Source organism: Brevibacterium renqingii (genome assembly GCF_017808095.1).
Classification (GTDB): domain Bacteria; phylum Actinomycetota; class Actinomycetes; order Actinomycetales; family Brevibacteriaceae; genus Brevibacterium; species Brevibacterium renqingii.
Map to the genome: position 1 here is coordinate 1 of NZ_JADBHG010000014.1, position 16,392 is coordinate 16,392.

The window sequence follows — 16,392 nt, forward strand, 5'->3', positions numbered from 1 at the left end:
GATTCGTCCGTGGTCTTACCGGGCTTGTTGCCGGCGTCGATTTCGGCTTGGCGAATCCATTTCGCGATGGTGCCTTCATGGATGCCGAAGTCCTTGGCGATCTGGGCGATCGTGGTGTCCTTGTCCCGGCCCAGTGCGACGCGGACGACGTCATCGCGGAACTCTTTCGGGTAGGGCTGTGGCATGGTGTCTATCCTTCCAGACTTGCCTGAGAACAAGCCAGATCAGATGTCACCAAACCCTGCATCAGTCCCAAAGGGTTCTGACTCCGCGGTTCACGTTGGTACAGGCCTTGGACTGCCGTTGCTGTTCTTGCCGAGTGAGCCAGAACCGTCCGTCGGGTCGACTACTGGCCGAGGGCGACTGAGTTTCGATGTTGAGCGAGTTCAGTTCGTAGATAGGAGCAAAGCTTCCCACGCAAACGTCGCCACCCAGTGCGAGGATATGTATTCGTCGGACACAGCAGCTTCAAGGCCCGGTCCCATGAGATCGTCGACGCGAGTGAGCATTCTTTTGGCCTGCTCCATGAGTGATTCATCGCCGGTATGTTCGGCGATCGCTTCAACCTGTGGGGCCAAGCGCATCACTGAGGCTGCCACAGACAAACCCAGTCCGTAGAGATGGCTCTGCTGACCATCACTCGGGTCATGCACCTTGACCGGAGTCAGCGCTGGTGATTCGGGGGAGAGGTCAGAGAGGAACTCGGGCAACCAGGCGGCCCGCTCGTCGTCGGTGAGAACTTCGACCATGAGGTCGGCCTCGCACAACCCGGGTGAAAGGAAGTCGTGGCCGCTGCGCTCCTGCGCGAAGTTCCACGCGGCGTCCTCGGCGTAGAAGCGTCGAGCCGCACCGGCGACGATGTCGACGACATCGCGGCGGTCCGCTGCTCGGGCACCCACGAGAATGCGACGCAGCCCGAAAGCCGTATTCGAGTGGACTCCGTGACGCACTGGTTCGGCGACCTTCGGCAACCAAGTGGACACCAACTCGAATACAGTGTCAGCGAGCACCTGGGTGTTCTTGCCGAGAGCACGCAGTTCGGGCAGTTCGTTGGCATTGAGCACTCGATTGAGCTCAACCGCCCATGCCCAGCCGTACGGCCGTTCCCACGAAGGATTGTCACGGAGGAAGTCCGCCTCGGCGATCATATTCACGACGCTCAAGTGGGACGACAGCACCTCGATGGCCTCTTCGCGCCAGTTTGCCGTGTGTCCCGCCTCAGTGCCAAGTAGTGAGGCGAGTAGGTAGTGCATGTGCACGCTCGAGTGCCAGTCGTAGGAATTCGCGAACGCCGGGTTCTTCTCACCGGCCGGCACGATGTCGGCGAGGCTCCGGGCGACGTGGTGGGCCGCGTACGGATACTCCCGGGTGATATTGGTAAGGGCCACCTCGGCGAAGGGGTGGACGAACTGGTCTGGCGAGGACATCTGCGCTCCTGCTGATTTCGAGGACTCTCTTACTGGGACATCGTCGGCGAGAACCGACTCCGATACCGTAATTCTTCCATCTCCGGGGTCTGATTATCTGATAATCAGACAGAGAGCATCCACAACGGCTATTGGAACTGTTGAAGCGCGCTCATTAGGCTCGAACTGCCTCTTCAGCGCAGATGGCAAGTCGAAGATTCGCCTTACCAATCTGCACAGAAACTCATGCTCGATTGAGCACCCAACATGCCGAGGAAGTCATGTCCAATTCTCAGATCGCCGACGCAGCAGAGCCGACAGATTCTGCCGAGACAAGCCCAGCATCCAAAGCCGAGCGCAAGCAGCCGATTGGCCTATTCACGCTGTCCTCCATCGAGATGTGGGAGCGCTTCAGCTTCTACGGCCTGCAGGTCATCCTCGCCTATTACATCTACTACACAGCGGGCGACGGAGGCTTGGGGCTCTCAGAAGGTGAAGCCCTCGCCATCACCGGAGCCTACGGTGGTGCCGTCTATCTGGGACAGCCCATCGGCGCATGGTTCGCCGACCGCCTCATTCCTGCGCGGACCATGGTCATGGCCGGCGGAATCATCATTATGGCCGGTCACATCACTTTGGCGACTGTACCCGGTCTGGCCGGGCTCATCATCGGACTCGCCCTGATCACAATCGGAACTGGGGCCCTGACTCCCAACGTGTATACGATGGTCGGCCGTCTCTACAAGGAACACTCGCCTCGGCGGGACTCAGGCTACGCAATCTTCTACACCGGCATTCTCGTTGGGGCGCTCGTCGGGCCTCTGGCCACAGGTTTCTTGCAGACCGAATTCGGTTTCCATTATGGATTCGGCGCCGCTGCCGTCGGCATGTTCATCGGCCTCACCACTTACTTCCTCGGACGCAATACCGTGCCGCAAGAAGCACATGTGGTTCCCAACCCGATCGCTTCGTCCGGGAAGTGGAAAGCCACCGGGGTGGGTATCGCTCTCCTGGCCCTCATTGCTGTCATGGTTGGCACGGGAATGCTGACCACCGGCAACCTCAACAACTACGTCTTGGCGACGATCTGCATCGTCAGCATCGTGTACTTCCTCGTCATGCTGCGCTCGAAGAAAGTGACTCCCGAGGAACATAAGCGGGTCAAAGCCTTCATCCCACTCTTCATCACCGGCACCGTCTTCTGGACGATGATCCTTCAGCTCTTCACCACTTTCGCCGTCTACGCCGATACCAGAGTCACGCTGACGATCGGCAGCTACTCCATGCCAGCCGCCTACATCAGCACCTTCGAGGTCATCGCTGGGATCATCGCCGGTCCGCTCATTGCTGCCTACGGGCAGAAGGTCGCAGGCCGTTCGAACCGCGCTGTGCCAAGTACCTGCTCGAAACTCGGCCTCGGCTTCCTCATGATGACGCTGACCTTTGCCCTCTTCGCCGTCTATCCGATGATTTTCGACGGCAGAATTCCGCTCATTCCCGTCATCATCGGCATGATCGTCATGGGCGTCACCGAGGTGATGTACGCCCCGATCGGATTGTCGGCAGCATCCCAGCTCTCTCCTCAGGCGTTCAATGCCCAGATGATGGCTTTGTGGGGACTGACGACTGCCGCAGGCGCCAGTCTCTCAGGATTCATGGGTCAACTCTACGGAGGCATGAGTGAAGTCGCGTTCTTCGGCCTCATGACCGGAATCAGTCTCGCAACTGCACTCGTCCTCTATAGTCTGCGACGCCCGTTGAACGCGCTCGGGCTGAAGTGAATCGACCTACGTCACGAAGACGACCCAGCGTACAAACATTCTTGACCGCAACATCCGACAGCGAAAACGAAGGAGTGTCCGTGCCCAGTGCTGATCGCATCTACAGAGGCGGGAAAATCTACACAGTTGATTCCGCAAATCCGACAACCGACTCCGTAGCGATTGCCAATGGGCAGATCATCGCCCTCGGTGCCGCCGCTTGCGACAGAGTGGTTGACGCCGACACCGAGATGGTCGATTTGAACGGTCGGACGCTGGTACCGGCCTTCCATGACGCGCATGCTCACCCTGTACTCGGCGGCATCAACCTCGCCCACTGCAACCTCGACGATATCCACGGATATCGGGCCTACCGTGAACGCATTGCCGAGTACGCGCGCAATCATCCGGACGAACACTGGATCATCGGCGCCGGTTGGTACGGCGACGTCTTCGACGGAGGGTTTCCCCACCGGCGCGACCTCGATTCCGTCATCTCAGACCGGCCCGCGGTCTTCGACAGCCACGATGCCCACGGCTGTTGGGTCAACACGCGAGCACTCGAAGCAGCCCGTATCGGCCGTGACACGCCGGATCCCGATGGCGGTCGAATCGTCAGGGACGAATCCGGCGAACCCACTGGTCTGCTCTTCGAGACTGCTGCGGACCTCGTCAAGAACCTGCTGCCGACGATCACCTCGAGTGACGTGGAGCAGGCACTGGTCAGTGCCCAGGACTATTTCCACTCTCTGGGGATCGTCGGGTGGCAGGACGCAGGCGTCGGCGTGCTCACCGGGTCGTCGGTCGATACCTACCCTCCTTATCTGTCAATGGCAGAAGCGGGCGCCTTCGATAGCAAAGTCACCGCCGCGCTCTGGTGGGATCGTGACGTGCCCTACGCCGAGCAGATCCAGACGCTCCAGGAGCGTCGAGACGTGATCCGACGGGTCGAAGACGACCGTACCTCCGGAGGTGTACAGGTCACCGTTGTGAAGATCATGCTCGACGGAGTCTGTGAGAACCTCACTGGAGCTCTCAAGCGGTCCTATCGTGGCCATGATCATGAACACGGGCTGCTCATGTTCACGGCCGAAGAACTCAACGAGATCACCCGTGGAGTCGAGGGGCATGGTTTCGACATCCATATCCATGCTGTGGGCGACGAGGCTCTCAAGCTCGCGGTCGACGCGCTGACTCAGGACGGCGGGCCCGCCAGAGGCCACCGCCATCAGATCGCGCATCTGGACATCGCGGATCCCAAGGACCTCGCCAGAATGGCGTCCAGCGGACTGATCGCCAATGTCCAGCCGCTGTGGGCCCGTCGAGATTCGGTCCTCATCGAGACCAAACTCCCGCTTCTACACGATGACCAACAAGCTCACCACTTCACGTTCGCAACGATGAGAGACGCCGGCGTCCGTCTTGCATTCGGCAGCGATTGGCCGGTTTCGAGCCCCGACCCGATCTGGGGAATGCACGTCGCGGTCAATAGAACCGCGCCACCGGCTGACCCGCACGGACAGGACGAGGTCGCTCAGAACGAACCGCTGCTGCCCGGCGAGGAGATCACCGTAGCCGAGGCGCTTCGGGCCTATACGTTCGAAGCCGCTCGTGCCAACAGCTATGAGGACGTATCCGGAAGTATCGAAGTCGGCAAATCGGCAGACTTCGTCATCCTCGGTTCCGATCCCATTGAGGTCGAGCAGCGTCAGCTGGGTGATATTAGTGTCGAGACCACGATCTCGGCAGGAAAAGTGGTGTATCAGCGCACGGGGACTCACTCCGCCGCCATGTGAGTTCAGCACGGTCTTAGGCGGGCGACGGTGACTGTGTCCGACCTGACTCCATCAACTGCGACGGAAGGTCAGCGCACCCTGATTGTGTCCTGCCCGTCTTCGGCAATCTCGTGCACCGGGTGCCGTCGGAACCGGTCGAGCAGCCAAGTTTCCACCGGACCGAGACGCCGTCCTCGGTGCCAGATCAGGTCGACCGAAACAAGCCAATCGGTGAATGGATAGGCACCGAGGTGAAGCTCGACGAGTTCGCCGGAAGCGATCTCCGGAAGCACGAGCTGCCGAGGCAGGGTCGCCCAGCCGAGGCCTGACCGAGCGAGCGCAGTGAGTGCCTCGTAGGAGTCGGTGTGCCAAGTCTGCGTCGACTGCAGGTACTCACTCGTCGGCAGTGCACTTGAGTGTGAGATATATGCGAGGTGACGATAGCCGCGGAGCTCGTCGAAGCTGGGGGTGGGGACCTGCGCAAGAGGATGCTCTCGGTGCGCGACATGGGTCATCAGGAGCTTGCCCATCTGATGGAAGCCGAGGGCATCCGGGTATTCAGGAAGCAGGAACGCAATCCCGAGTTCCGCCTCGTCGGCGAGTACGAGCCGGCTCGCATCGCCGCGGTCAGGGTTTCTGATGATCAGATCGGTGTGTGGAAACGTTTCCGTGAACTCCTCAAGCACCGGCATGATCTGATCGGGCGGGATGCCCACTGCAAGGGTGATGCTCGCGGCTTGTTCATCGGCGAGTGCGTCTCCGTGTCTTTCGAACGTGACGGCTCGGTCGTAGAGCGCGCGGGCTTCGAGCAGAAGTGCTTGGCCGGCTTCCGTGAGCGTAGGTGTGCGGGTGCTTCGGTCGAACAGCTCGACAGCGAGAGAGATCTCGAGATAGGCGATCGCCGAGCTGATTGTTGATTGGGTTCGGCCGAGAGCACGCGCTGCCGCCGAGAACGAGCCGTGTTCGACAGTGAGTACGAACGCTTCAACTTGCTCCAGACTGAGTCGCATGGTCTCAATCTATCGGTTACATCGATGGAAACTCATTTCATCTATCGGTGTGCGCGCAATACTGTCGCCTTATCCTCCTCTGGACAACGAAAGCAGGTGCAAACCATGAAACTCGCGGTCAATGATGCTCGCGTCGCAGCGGTCGATTCAGTTGACGAAGTGCTGCCAACGCGGATGATGGCGACATTGGGCCTTCAGCACGTGCTGGTGATCTATGCCGGCGTAGTCGCAGTTCCTTTGATCCTCGGCGGAGCACTGGGATTGGAGCAGGCGGAAATCGTCATCCTCATCAACTGCAATCTCATCATCGGCGGACTGGCGACTCTTCTGCAGACTCTCGGCGTGTGGCGCTTCGGCGCGAGGCTGCCCCTGATCCAGGGTGCCTCGTTCATCGCTCTGGCGCCGATGATGCAGATCGGTACGGAGTACGGTCTTCAGCATGTCTTCGGGGCCGTCATGGTCGCCGGTCTGCTCGCGATCGGTCTCGCGCCGCTCTTCTCCCGGCTGCTGCGATTCTTCCCACGTGTGGTCATCGGATGTCTCATCACAACGGTGGGCATCTCACTCATGCCCGCAGCTGCTGGTTGGCTCGGCGGTGGCGAGGGGAGTGATTCCTTCGGAGCCCCGAAGCATCTGCTCGTCGGACTGCTCACTGTGGTGGTCACCGTCATCGTCTATGTGTCCTTCAAGGGCCTGATGAGCAGCCTGTCTGTGCTCATCGGCATGGCTGTGGGCACTGTGGCGGCCTTGTTCCTCGGGCTGAGCGATTTCAGCGGCATCTCCGATGCAGCATGGATCGGGATCGCTTTGCCCATGAGCTTCGGGATGCCCCAATTCGACGTGGTGCCGATTCTGATCATGACACTCGCCATGGTCGTGATCATGGCTGAGACCACCGGGAACACCCTGGCGATCGGTCGCATGGTGGACGTACCGATCACTTCGCGAAGGCTGGGAAACGCTTTCCGCGGCGAAGGACTGGCGACGATGTTCAGTGCGATCTTCAACGGGTTCCCGCTCAACGCCTTCAGCCAGAACACCGGACTCATCGCCATGACACGGGTGCGGAGCCGGTACGTCGTAGCTGCTGCCGGGATCATCATGGTGGTCATGGGTCTGATCCCGAAGGTGGGTGCTATCGTCGCGGCCATTCCGCCCGCGGTCCTCGGCGGAGGCGCGATCGTAATGTTCGGGATGACCACGGCCGCCGGCATTCAGGAACTGGCACGAGTGAAGTACGAGGGGACGCATAATTCGCTGATCGTCGCGATCTCCCTCAGCGTCGGTGTGCTGCCGATGGCGATGCCCTCGTTGCTAGGCTCCATCGAAGGCCCGCTCTCACTCATCCTCGAGAGCGGCATCTTCCTGTGCGCCATCGTTGCCGTGCTGCTCAACGCAGTCATCAATAGAAGAACCGCTATCGAAACCACTGAAGAAATGGACATGGATATGACAGAGACACGACCAGCACACTCGGCGGCAGGAAACTCGTTCGTCACCGCACCGGCTGGAACCGGAGACAACGCTGCTGGGATCGAGACCGATCTGGCTCAGCTCAGGAACGTGATCTCGCTGGCCGAGGACTCAAGGAAGCGCGGCAGACATCCGTTCGCCTCCACAGTCGTCGCTGCGGATGGAACTGTGCTGGCGGCCGAAGGCAACAATTCGATGCCGCCTGCGGGTGACCCAACGCAGCATGCGGAGCTGCGGGCTGCGGCGGAGGCTGCACGGCTTCGCTCTCCGGAGAAGCTGGCGGCAGCGACACTGTACACGAGTGCCGAGCCATGCGTGATGTGCACTGGAGCCATCTACTGGACGGGCATCGGTCGGATCGTCTACGCCTTGTCGGAGCGCCGTCTGCTGGAGCTGACTGGTGATGATCCCGAGAACCCGACCTTTGACCTCCCCTGCCGGGAAGTACTGTCGCGGGGACAGCGCGAGATCGACGTTGTCGGTCCGTTGCTGGAGGACGAGGCTGCTATCGCTCACCACGGGTTCTGGACCCGCAGGACGAGCTGATCCGGCAAGCTAAAGGAGGGGCAGCGTTCGCTGCCCCTCCTTGCTTCGCATTACTGTGGGACCGACTTGCAATGCAGCTTTCCAGCCATATTCTGCTGTGCTGGACTCCATCGGTCCAACCGTCGGAAGGCAGGTGAGCGGTGAATCGGACTCCCCAGGTCCACGGCAAGACCACCGACGAGCAAACTCGGTGCGTCCACTATGCGACCGAACTCGACACTATTGCGATCCGCTTCGCTTGCTGCGGCCGTTACTATCCCTGCCACCTTTGTCATGTGGAGACAGCTGACCACCCGGCCGAGCAATGGCCGCGCGAACAGTGGAACCAACCGGCGATCCTCTGCGGCAGCTGCTGGGCCGAACTGACGATCGAGACATACAAGAACGTCGATGACTGCCCGGAATGCGCCGCACCGTTCAACCCGGCGTGTGCGGCACACTCGGACTACTACTTCGGAGCCTGAACTAGTCAGGGCAGGAACTGCATCACGTTAATCATCGCAGCCATGCCGAGGCACTCGAGGAACAGCGCCAATCGCCGACGGGAGATGGCCTGTACAGCGCAGAGCACCAGAAGCACGGCCAGAACGATGACCCCGCCAGAGATGACCGTGTGGATCGCCGACGGATCGACGGCGTGTCCGTGGCCACCGTGGCTGCCCGCGGCAGCGGTATGATGGCTGCCACCAGGGGTACCGTGGTTGAGCACCTGCCAGGCCATGATCGGGTAGGCGATCGCCGAACAAATGGCGGCAGTCCGTCCCAAGCGCGGGAAGAAGTGCAGCCGCGGACACGATGATCCGGGCGCATCGGAGGTGGCGGGACCGGGGGCGGTCCAGGGGCGATCTGTAGAAAGTTCGCGGAGTGCGCTCTCGACCGTTTTCATGCTCGAAGAAAGACCCTTTGGCACAGCTCGGGCTCCGACCGGCACCGGCGCCCGTTGCTGAACGGGTGCCGGTGCCGGTCGCAGGGAGGCAGCCAGTATCATTCCGATGACGAGCAACGTCCCTGACCAGGCCACGGGCGGTAGGACTGCTGTGTAGACCAGGTCGACCATGGCCATGAGCATCAGCGACGACGCTGCAGCGCCGAGGCGGCTCTTCGCAACGATGGCACCAGTGAGGCACATCGCCCCCGATGCGACCATCAGAAACGCAGCGACGCCGCTCATGATCTCCACCGCATGTCAGTCGCACTCACACCCGGGTCCGCCGGTCTCGGCACCACAGTGATCCGACTTCGGGCGCGGCACGTCGAGCGCAGGATTCTGGTCGAAGAAGCCGTAGGGCTTCATCGTGAACCCGAGCCGGTCGACGGGCATGATCGGCCACTCCTCGGGACGTGGGAAGTGTGTCATCGCGAACGATGCCCACACGACGATGTCGTCACCATCGACCGGACGCTGCTGTTCGACCCACTGCGTGATCGTCCCGTTGCCCGGGTTCTGGTTCGGATACGTGCCCGAGGGGAAACGTTCGTCCGCATCGAAGTGGGTCAGCCACATGTGCTTCGACCCGAAGCCTGCCCGCTTCGAGATCGACGACCCCTCGGCCGCCATCATCGTCGGTTCATCGGGCACCCGCAGCTCATAACCGACGGGAAAGCCGTGCCGATTGGTCTTGTCAGGATTGACGATGTGCCAGACCCGGCCGGCCTCACCGTCGGCTGTCCGTCCGCCCTCGGCGGTGAGGCGGGTGAGCTTGCGGGTGAAAGCGTTGCCGTAGGGGTTGTCCTTGCCGAAAGGCACGCGGACGGCTTCCTGCTCGTCAACGGCGTTGGCGATACCGTCGAGCTGCATATCGAGGCGGGCACAGAACATGTGCTGGTGGAACGGCATCCCCAATCCTTCGTCACCGAGCGGAGACGACCAGCGCTGACGCTGAGCCTCGTCACCGTAGGCGGCGGTGTAGACGATGCCGGTGGCCTTGCACTCGAGCTCGATCGTGCCATCGAGGTAGAGGTACCAGTAGAAGCCATAGTCGTAGTTGCCGACAGTGATGAAGAAGGAGATGACGAGGCGGCGATTCCGGCGCACGTCGACGGCCCCGGTGAACTCATCGGTGTGCTTGTACAGAATCCCCGCATCCTCCTCGTGGATGCAGATGGCGTTCGTGATCGTGTGCGCATGCCCCTGATCGTCGGCGAGCACCGCATCCGAGTAGTGGATCTCGCCGAGGCAGTCACACCCGAGTTCGAGCGAGTTCGTGTTCTTGCCCATCGAGTATTCGCCGGCGTCGAAGTAGTTCTGCCAAAAGCGCACTGGACTCGGATCGCCGTAGGGCACGACCATCTCCGCCACAGAGGCGCGGTAGACGATGGGGCGGCGCTCGCCCTCGTCATCGAAGCTGATCTGATGGAGGACCAGCCCCTCGACCGGGTCGAAGCCGAGCCGGACCTGCCACTTCTCCCAGTCGAGGACATTACCGTCGAGGGTGAAACTCGCTCCCTCAGGCTGAGTGATCTCGATCGGCTTCTGCGTCGTCCGCGGCTCGGGCAGCCAGGAGTCGAGATGATAGTCGAAACGCTCCTGGGGCACGGGCACGATATCGGTATCGACCACCTCGACGACCTCACCGGTGTTGAGGTCGAGATAGGCCACGAGCCCCTCAAGCGGATGCGCCCACGCATTGTCCTGCGGGTCCGACTGAATGAACGACGAACCGCGCACGAGGCGGCGGCCCGCCTCGCCGGGAATGTCGAAGCATCCGGCCGAGAGCGCGCAGATGCGCACGGTCTCGACATCAGTGATGCCGCGAGCCGCGACAGCCGCCCGCCACGTCGCATCGTTGCGGATCATCTGCTCGGCCTCTTCGTACTCGGTCATCGTGATCGGAGCCTGACCCTCGGCCGCGACATCGAGCACACGAGCGAACAGCACCTTGCGCTCGGTCAGTGACACGAGGAGCTCCGTCTGCTCCCCAGTGCTGCGATCGATGATGAGCGAGCGCACACGGCGGTCGAGGTCGGTGGCACCCGCGATGACCTCGCGCTTATCCGGTTCGACGAGGCTGACGAGAGCGAACAGCGTCTGTACGTTCACGTGGCCGGCATCGACGATGATCGCTCGGTTGAGCTCGATCTCCTCACCGGTCAGGCGGTCGAGGGGATGCGTAGTCGAAGTGTCGACGGCAGTCGTTGTCGGTGCAGTCATGAGTCTTCACATGCCTTTCTGTGTATCGAGTTTGCTGTCGAGAGCGGGGTCGAGGTCGTCGAGCAGATCCTGAGGATCGGTCGGGGTCGGGCGGAAGACGCGGACCCGGTGCCCGCGCACGTATCCGATCAGGGCCAGCACAGCGAGGGCACCGAGGGTGCCGAGAGTGAGCGCAGTGAATGGGCCCTCTGCTACGCCCCATTCGTCGAGGAAGTTGTACTCCTGCCCGAAAAGCCGATCGAGCGTGCCGGGGAAGATCGCGACCCAGGAGCCGAGCAGGATCCAGAGGAAGGCGATGCCGCTGAGGATGGTGAACCCGACATTGCCGACGGGCACCCGGAAGGGGCGTTCGATGCCGGGATGCTTCCACCGCAACTTGATGGCCGCGGGAATGATGAGCAAGTAGCTGAGCAGGAACGTCGAGATCGAGATCGAGAGAACGACCCCGAACAGTGCACCGGCGTCACCACTGAGCTGCATTGCCGCTATGAGGAAGACCGTGGCGACGGTCCCGGAGAGGAGGTTGACGTTGACCGGGGTTCCGAGGGTGCGAGAGATCTTGCCGAAGAATCCTCCGAAGAAGGCGCCGTCGGCCGCGGTCAGTGCCTGCATCCGATCGCTCATGATCATCCACGCCGCGCCTTGAGAGGCGAGGATGATGACGAACATCAGGGCTGCGAGTACGACCATGACCTCGGCAGCGGGTCCGTAGACGGTGAAAACCGTCTGCACGGCGTCGAGGAGCCCGCCGATGCCGGTGATCGTCTCGGTCGGCAACACGAGCAGCATGGCGAGGACCGGCAGGAGATAGCAGAGCGCGGAGATGAAACCGGAACGTGCGATCGCGACGGGGATGTCCTTCTTCGGATTCTTCATCTCGTCCGAGGCGCTGTTCGAGGCCTCGAACCCGAGGTAAGAGAAGAGCAGGAGCGGCACAAGCCCGAGGAAGCCGCCGAGGCTGGGGCTGAAGTCCGAGAGGTGAAGCGGCTGAACTCCGTGCTGGGCGGCGTAGATGATCGTGGTGAAGAGGAAGAACGCGATGAAGATGACCTTGAGCACGCCGCCGAGCGTCGGCAGCCACTTCGCCTTCGCCAACGACAGAATTGCCGCAATCACCGTGATCCAGATGAAGACGATCTTGAAGATCCAGTCGCCGATCGACCCGGCCTCGAGCGGGCTGATGAACTGGTTCCAGGTGCCGGTGGCGAGGAAGGCCATCGAGCCGCCCACCCATACCGGCTGAGTGACCCAGCTCAGGATCGAGGCGATCGCACCTGCCGGGCGTCCGAAGGCCTGGCGAACCCAGATATAGGCTCCGCCCTCCCCGACGAAGGTGCTGCCGGTCTCGGCGAAGACGAGGGCGTAGGGCACGAGGAAGAAGATCGCGAGGACGAGTGTCCAGGTGAAGGTCTCCGCTCCGAATCCCGCTGTCTCGGCGAGGACTTCGATGCTCAAGACCGCCGACATGACGATGAGCACGATATCGAATCGGCCGAGCGTCTTCTTCAGATGCTGCTTCTGTTCGTCCGCGTATGCGGTCGTGCGTTCGAGGGAAGACACCATCCACCTCCTTGTGAGTGGGCGTCCGATAGAGTTCTTTGAGTTACACCGTAAAGAATTGCACGGACGGTCGCTGATTGACAGAGGTGCGGCCATACCGATCCGCGTTTGCCTGCATCACTTCAGGAGATAATGGGCCCATGGCGAGACCGAAGAATCAGGAGGGCCGCCGGGCACAGCTGGTGCAGGCGGCGAAGAGGGCGATTGCAGAGCGCGGACTCAACGGTCTGCGCACCATCGACGTGGCCGCGCATTCCGAGGTCGGGGCCGGATCCGTGGCCTACTACTATCCCGACCTAGGTGATCTGGTGCGCGAGGTGCACGAGGACGCAGTATCGCGCTTCTATTGGAACCGGCGCGAGCAGGGGATCGCAGGTGAGACTCCGGAGACCAAGTTGGCTCACGTGATCCGCAGCGGGATTCCCGTCTCCTCGGACGACATCGACTTCCAGGTGCTCAACGAGCTGCACACCCATGCGTTCAGAGACAATTTCCACGCTGGTCTCATGGCAGAGCTCTACCGGCTCGAGGTCTCCCTCTACGCCGCGGTGCTCACCGAGGGCGTCGTTTCCGGAGCCTTCACGATGACGCTGCCCGTAGAGACGGCGGCGAGCAACCTCGTCGCCCTCGAAGACGCCTACGGGCTGCATTTCATGGGCGGGACCCCGCTCGACGCCGATGACATCTTCCGCCTCATCGGCGCCAACGCCGAGGTGCTCACCGGGTGCCGGCTGGCAGGTGCTTAGGAAACTGGCCGGTCAGAGACCCGTCGGCTCCGCCGGTATCGTCAGACCCGTCAGGCCCGTCAGGCCCGTCAGGCCGAGGGTACCGGGTTCGCCTCCGAGCCTTCGGTGATGGTGAGGACGAGCGTGCTGTCTTCCGTCAGTCCCAGGTGCCGGCGCCGCGATGGAGCACCGTCTCCGAGCAGCACTGCCCGGGCACCAGCCAGCGCCGCCGCCCCGCACGGTCCCGCAGTGACACCGAGTTCGGCGAGGCGATGGGCTGCGTCGATCGTGTCCTGTTCGCTGACCGTGGCGGCTGCGTCGAGGCCGTCGCGGATGAACGGCCAGGCCAGCGATGAAGGGGTTCCGCAGTTGAGGCCGGCCATGATCGTCTGCCCGGTCTCGACCGAGATCGGCTGTCCGGCGTCGAGACTCGGTCCCACGCATGCCGCATTCTCCGGTTCGACCGAGACGACCGCGGTCGAGCCGGTACTCGTCTCGCTGCGGTAGTGCGCGATCGCGGCCTGCAGCAGCGAACCGACACCTGTGGGCACGAGGACGAGGTCGGCGCCACGGTGGCCCGCATCCTGCAGCTGCTCATCGACCTCGCGGAACAGAGTCGAATACCCTTCGACGATCCAGCCGGGCACCTCTTCATACCCGTCCCAGGCGGTGTCCTGAACGAGCACACCGTCGCTGCCATCGGCGTACTCTGCGGCCGCGGCGACGACCTCATCGTAGCTGCCGGCGACCTCGGCGACCTCGGCGCCCTCGTCGCGGATGGCGACGATCGCATTCGGGTGGACGGCCCCGGCCGGGACGAAGATGCGCGCGTTCCGTCCCGCCCTGCGTGCGAAAGCGGCGACCGCGCGACCGTGATTGCCGTCGGTGGCCGTGACGACCTCTCCCGAAGCGGCACGGCCGTCTTCGTCGCCAGCGGCGTGTTCGGTCCCGTTCCCGACTGCTTCGAGTGCGCAGTGGACGGCCCACGATGCGCCGAGTGCCTTGAACGCGGGCAGGCCCAGCCGTGTCGACTCGTCCTTCGCGAACACCGCAGCGACACCGAGCTCCTCGGCCAGGGCAGGAAGTTCGACGAGCGCGGTGGGCGCATAGCCGTCGAGCTGCCGGTGGAACTCGAGGGCCTCGGGCGCCGGGGCGGGGCAGGTCCAGGCGGGGTCGCGGTCGTTGGCGGTCCAGCTGGAAGTGGTGGTCTCAGTTGAGGTCATGACGTACGTCCTTCGGTCAGGAGTGAGCGCACGAGTTCGACGTAGACGTCGATTCCCGTGCCGAGGATGGAATCGTTGAAATCGAAGTCGCGGCTGTGCAGGGGAGCGGTGCCGTCCGGTTTGATGGCACCTGCGCCGAGGAACGCGAAGCAGGCGGGCACCGCGCGGGCGTAGGCGGCGAAGTCCTCGCTGGCCGTGATGGGCTGGCATGCGTCGTTGACCCGGCTCTCGCCGAGCGCCGATACCCCCGCACGGATGACGTGGTCGACGCAGGCGGGGTCGTTGATCGTGGGACGGAAGACTCGAGAGTAGTTGACCGATGCGGTCGCCCGATGAGCGATGCCGATTCCCTCGGCGATCTCTCGGATGCGTGCTTCGACGAGTGCGCTGTCCTCATCCGTGAAGTTGCGGACATCGCCTCGGAGCACGACCTCGCCCGGGATGGCATTGCGTGCCCCGTCCGTGACGAGCTCCGTGCAGGAGACGACGACCGAGTCGAGCGGATCGACGTCGCGAGCGACGATCGCCTGCAGGGCAAGCACGATTTCTGCCCCGGCGACCATCGGATCGATGACCAGGTGCGGCGCAGAGGCGTGCCCTCCCCTCCCGCTGATGCGGATCTCGAAGTTGTCCTCTGCGGCCATGATCGGGCCGCTGCGCACGTGGAGCTCACCGGCGGGAAGCCCCGGAATGTTGTGGAGACCGTAGACGGCGTCGACGGGAAACCTTTCGAGCAGACCGTCGGCCAGCATGGCCTCCGCGCCGGTGCCCGGTTCCTCGGCGGGTTGGAAGAACAGGCGCACCGTCCCGTCGAGGTCGTCCTCCTCGGCCAGCGCCGAGGCGGCCCCGAGGACCATTGCCATATGACCGTCGTGACCGCAGGCGTGCATGGTGCGGGGGTTCTGGGAGCTGTGTTCAACGCCGGTCTGCTCGTCGATGGGCAGACCGTCCATATCCGCCCGCAGCGCGATCGAGAGGGTGCTCGTACCCCGACGCAGCGAGGCGACGAGACCCGTGCCGCCGATGCCGGTGACGACCTCCCAACCGAGGTCCGTGCACGTCTGCGCGAGAAAGTCCGCAGTCTGGGAGACGTCGAACCCGGTGCCGGGGATGCGGTGCAGCTGCTGACGCCACTGTTTCGCTCGGTCTCTATGGCGTGTGCTCATGTCTCGATGATCACGGAGTTCGAGCAATCGCATCAACCGAGATGGACAAATTCAGTCAGAAAACTGGCTGCGGACGCAAAAACATTGCGTCATAGTTCGCGCTGACAGAGACTGGTGATGTGGAGCGTGCATTAGACGAAGTCGACATCAGGCTGCTCGACGCCTTGCAGAATGATGCCCGAATACCGCAATCGGCGTTGGGCGCTCGAGTCGGACTGTCGACGGCGGCGGTGAATCGGAGACTGCAGCGGCTGACGTCCATGGGAGTCATCAGCGGAACGGCCGTGATCCTGACCCCCGAGCTGCTGGGGTGCCCAGTCCGCGTCATCGCCCAGATCGCGGTCGAAAGCGAACAGCTCGACAAGCTAGACGCACTCCGCTCCGCGCTCATCGCCCGACCCCAGGTCCAGCAGTGCTACTACGTGGCCGGCGAATGGGACTTCATCGCCATCCTCATCGTCCGCGACATGGCCGAATACACGAAGCTGAGCCGGGAGTTCTTCCTCGGCAACGACAATGTCCGTCGTTTCAGCACCCACGTCGTCATGGACGCGGCCAAGGTCGGCCTCACCGTTCCGCTGACGGGCCCCTGAGAGG

Annotated in this window: 14 protein-coding genes; 6 read left to right on the top strand and 8 right to left on the bottom strand. The window is 62.6% G+C overall.

All coding sequences use genetic code 11. The features are described 5' to 3' along the window. Positions 1-185 (bottom strand): transposase (locus tag IIE29_RS16380; RefSeq protein ID WP_209326362.1); only part of this gene is annotated, 185 nt, incomplete at its 3' end. A 201-nt stretch (positions 186-386) separates the two neighbouring features. After that, positions 387-1,427 carry a DUF2891 family protein gene (locus tag IIE29_RS16385; protein WP_209326363.1) on the bottom strand — a complete coding sequence of 347 codons (1,041 nt, stop codon included), beginning with the start codon at positions 1,425-1,427 and terminating at the stop codon, positions 387-389. Positions 1,428-1,687: 260 nt separating this feature from the next. Between IIE29_RS16385 and IIE29_RS16390 the strand changes: the two genes are divergently transcribed. After that, positions 1,688-3,187, top strand: coding sequence for a peptide MFS transporter (locus tag IIE29_RS16390; RefSeq protein WP_209326364.1), 1,500 nt, complete (start codon positions 1,688-1,690; stop codon positions 3,185-3,187). Further along, positions 3,184-4,962, top strand: a complete 1,779-nt coding sequence (locus IIE29_RS16395; protein WP_343071942.1) for an amidohydrolase — start codon at positions 3,184-3,186, stop codon at positions 4,960-4,962. The genes IIE29_RS16390 and IIE29_RS16395 overlap by 4 nt, the downstream gene beginning before the upstream one ends. A 68-nt stretch (positions 4,963-5,030) precedes the next feature. On the opposite strand, the gene IIE29_RS16400 is transcribed toward IIE29_RS16395, so the two are convergent. Continuing rightward, the gene (locus tag IIE29_RS16400; protein ID WP_209326365.1) at positions 5,031-5,951 is read right to left on the bottom strand and encodes a LysR family transcriptional regulator; all 921 of its coding nucleotides are present in this window, start codon (positions 5,949-5,951) and stop codon (positions 5,031-5,033) included. Here IIE29_RS16400 and IIE29_RS16405 point away from each other — a divergent pair. Then, entirely contained in the window at positions 5,901-7,970 is a 2,070-nt protein-coding gene (locus IIE29_RS16405; protein ID WP_209326366.1) for a solute carrier family 23 protein, read from the top strand. The genes IIE29_RS16400 and IIE29_RS16405 overlap by 51 nt on opposite strands. Before the next feature lie 140 nt (positions 7,971-8,110). Continuing rightward, on the top strand, positions 8,111-8,434 hold the full coding sequence (locus IIE29_RS16410) for a CHY zinc finger protein (protein ID WP_209326367.1): 324 nt from the start codon (positions 8,111-8,113) through the stop codon (positions 8,432-8,434). Positions 8,435-8,439: 5 nt separating this feature from the next. Here IIE29_RS16410 and IIE29_RS16415 read toward each other — a convergent pair whose 3' ends face one another. The 3 genes from IIE29_RS16415 to IIE29_RS16425 are packed head-to-tail and all read right to left on the bottom strand — an operon-like array spanning position 8,440 to position 12,684. Further along, a complete protein-coding gene (locus tag IIE29_RS16415) occupies positions 8,440-9,141 on the bottom strand; it encodes a hypothetical protein (RefSeq protein ID WP_209326368.1) in 702 nt (233 codons plus the stop codon). Positions 9,142-9,156: 15 nt separating this feature from the next. Beyond that, complete coding sequence (locus IIE29_RS16420) at positions 9,157-11,121, bottom strand: primary-amine oxidase (protein ID WP_209326369.1); 1,965 nt, start codon at positions 11,119-11,121, stop codon at positions 9,157-9,159. Positions 11,122-11,127: 6 nt separating this feature from the next. Next, positions 11,128-12,684 (bottom strand): APC family permease, encoded by a 1,557-nt coding sequence (locus IIE29_RS16425; protein WP_209326370.1) that lies wholly within the window; start codon positions 12,682-12,684, stop codon positions 11,128-11,130. A 137-nt stretch (positions 12,685-12,821) separates the two neighbouring features. Between IIE29_RS16425 and IIE29_RS16430 the strand changes: the two genes are divergently transcribed. Beyond that, positions 12,822-13,427 (top strand): TetR/AcrR family transcriptional regulator, encoded by a 606-nt coding sequence (locus IIE29_RS16430; RefSeq protein WP_209326371.1) that lies wholly within the window; start codon positions 12,822-12,824, stop codon positions 13,425-13,427. A gap of 68 nt (positions 13,428-13,495) precedes the next feature. Here the strand turns inward: IIE29_RS16430 and IIE29_RS16435 are convergent, their stop codons facing one another. Both IIE29_RS16435 and IIE29_RS16440 read right to left on the bottom strand, forming a co-directional pair. Beyond that, positions 13,496-14,629 (bottom strand): diaminopropionate ammonia-lyase, encoded by a 1,134-nt coding sequence (locus IIE29_RS16435; RefSeq protein WP_209326372.1) that lies wholly within the window; start codon positions 14,627-14,629, stop codon positions 13,496-13,498. Continuing rightward, positions 14,626-15,795 carry an amidohydrolase gene (locus IIE29_RS16440; RefSeq protein WP_209326373.1) on the bottom strand — a complete coding sequence of 390 codons (1,170 nt, stop codon included), beginning with the start codon at positions 15,793-15,795 and terminating at the stop codon, positions 14,626-14,628. The genes IIE29_RS16435 and IIE29_RS16440 overlap by 4 nt, the downstream gene beginning before the upstream one ends. A gap of 119 nt (positions 15,796-15,914) precedes the next feature. Between IIE29_RS16440 and IIE29_RS16445 the strand changes: the two genes are divergently transcribed. Beyond that, positions 15,915-16,388 carry an Lrp/AsnC family transcriptional regulator gene (locus IIE29_RS16445; RefSeq protein ID WP_209326374.1) on the top strand — a complete coding sequence of 158 codons (474 nt, stop codon included), beginning with the start codon at positions 15,915-15,917 and terminating at the stop codon, positions 16,386-16,388. Positions 16,389-16,392 lie beyond the last annotated feature (4 nt).

Bases quoted from the DNA above. Each gene is read 5' to 3' on its own strand.
- IIE29_RS16385 (WP_209326363.1), bottom strand. From the start codon at position 1,427: ATGTCCTCGCCAGACCAGTTCGTCCACCCCTTCGCCGAGGTGGCCCTT.
- IIE29_RS16390 (WP_209326364.1), top strand. From the start codon at position 1,688: ATGTCCAATTCTCAGATCGCCGACGCAGCAGAGCCGACAGATTCTGCC.
- IIE29_RS16400 (WP_209326365.1), bottom strand. From the start codon at position 5,951: ATGCGACTCAGTCTGGAGCAAGTTGAAGCGTTCGTACTCACTGTCGAA.
- IIE29_RS16415 (WP_209326368.1), bottom strand. From the start codon at position 9,141: ATGAGCGGCGTCGCTGCGTTTCTGATGGTCGCATCGGGGGCGATGTGC.
- IIE29_RS16420 (WP_209326369.1), bottom strand. From the start codon at position 11,121: ATGACTGCACCGACAACGACTGCCGTCGACACTTCGACTACGCATCCC.
- IIE29_RS16425 (WP_209326370.1), bottom strand. From the start codon at position 12,684: ATGGTGTCTTCCCTCGAACGCACGACCGCATACGCGGACGAACAGAAG.
- IIE29_RS16430 (WP_209326371.1), top strand. From the start codon at position 12,822: ATGGCGAGACCGAAGAATCAGGAGGGCCGCCGGGCACAGCTGGTGCAG.
- IIE29_RS16435 (WP_209326372.1), bottom strand. From the start codon at position 14,629: ATGACCTCAACTGAGACCACCACTTCCAGCTGGACCGCCAACGACCGC.
- IIE29_RS16440 (WP_209326373.1), bottom strand. From the start codon at position 15,795: ATGAGCACACGCCATAGAGACCGAGCGAAACAGTGGCGTCAGCAGCTG.